The 1,661-nt window shown below is 58.2% G+C and carries 1 pseudogene; it reads right to left on the bottom strand.

Features of this window, described 5'->3' with window-relative positions:
- Positions 1 to 32 precede the first annotated feature (32 nt).
- Positions 33 to 1,661: pseudogene (locus tag IEW15_RS25370) on the bottom strand (neuraminidase-like domain-containing protein); the annotation flags it as partial.

The following is a 1,661-nucleotide window of genomic DNA, read 5'->3' as shown; positions in this document are numbered from 1 at the left end:
TCAGGCGCCGGCCGCAGGCTCAAGGGCGGATCTCACTGCGATCGCGACACATTCCGAAGACCCATTCTGCAACAGGCTCTCTGTTCCTTCAGAGACGTCTTTGCCTTCTGAAGCTCCAATGAGGAGGAAGCGACCTTCGTCGTAAGATCGATGGTGTTTTTCGCCTGATCGACGATCTTCTGAGTGCTTTCCTTGTATTTATCAATGGCCGATTTTTTCGAGTCGTACAGTATCTCGCTCGTCAGCATCCCGAGTATATTGACGATCGCCCCCTGCTCAGACCGCTGGCCGCCAGACGCCATTCCAAAGATATTGGGGATGCATGAAAACGCCACGCCCTTTATCATGTCATATCGAAGTTTTGCCTTGTCATAGACGAGTTCGACGCTCTTCTTACCGGCATCGATGGCCGCGAATGAATTCAGCGCCCCCAGTGAAACCAGAATCGACCCCAGATGAAAGGCGAGCGCGCTGTTGGCGCCGCTCAGGTTGGCCTGCTTGATCTGAACATCCTTTTCGGCCGCCTCCAGGGCCAGATCCTGTATTGCGGCGGATCGGCGGATCTTGTTTTCCTCGACAACCTTCTCGGCCCGGCCGACCGTCGCGCCGTCGAGCTTCTCCAGCGCGGCCAGCAACCGGTTGCTGGTGGTCTGCAGGTTGCGGATATACAGCTTGGCCGATCTGGCGAGGGTGGTGAAGTCGATGAGCGGGTCTTGCTCCGCCTCCACCTGGTCGCTGCCCCGCCCCAGGGTCAGCGCGGTTTTCGCTGCTTTCTGAAGCACCTTGGGGTCGATCGGCGCTGACAGCAAGGGAACGTTCAGCGGATTGCCGTCGATGTCGCGCCACTGCCTGAGATTGGCGAGGCGCGCCTCGATCGTGTCATAGAGGTCGCGAAGCGCCTGATTATATGGCGGCAGGAAACCGCCATAGCCATTGACCGAAACCTCGCCCAGGGTCGGATTGGCCCATGGCCGGTTCGTCACGGCATCCAGAATCTCGGGCAGCCTCTCGTTGAAGAGCTGCTTCGCGGCGACATAGATGGCCTTTGCCTGTTGCAGGGTCTCCTGGCTTTGCTGCTCATAGGCCGCGTCACCGTCGGCAAGCATGGCCTCCAGATAATGGCGGATCGCCGCCTGCTGATAATAAAACGGATAATCGGTGGCGATCCGATCCGGATCGACGATGACATCACCGGTATCGAAGGCTGAATGATCAGCTGGCATGGAGGCACCGATCAGTGGCGCCACTCTCCAGGGCTGGCCGGCGCCGGGATCGAAGATCTTCTCCAGCCAGCCGATAGCCTTGTCATATTGTCCGTTGTTCACATAGCCGGCGGCCAGGGCCGACGGAATATGGTAGAAAATTTCCCAGCCATAGCCGCCATAGGCCGCATCGAAGTCAAACAAGGGCGACGGGGTGCGGACAGGATCGAGCGACGTGGTGTCCTCAGGATAGACCACCCGTAAGGTACCATCGAAGTCTTTGATGAACGTGCCAAGGTCTTCCGAGATCGATTGGTTCTCGGCGGCGAACAGGCTGGCGCAACCTCCGGGTCTCGGCATCGTCCCCGCAAGATAACTAATACCAAATCTCGTGAGTCCTGACTCATAGGGGATTCCCAAACGGTCAGGAGTTCGATTCAATGATCGCGGACCTGAGGG

This window comes from Tistrella bauzanensis (assembly GCF_014636235.1).
In the GTDB taxonomy this organism is placed as follows: Bacteria; Pseudomonadota; Alphaproteobacteria; order Tistrellales; family Tistrellaceae; genus Tistrella; species Tistrella bauzanensis.
The sequence above is the reverse complement of the archived record's forward strand: the minus strand, read 5'-3'. Positions and strand labels throughout refer to the sequence as shown.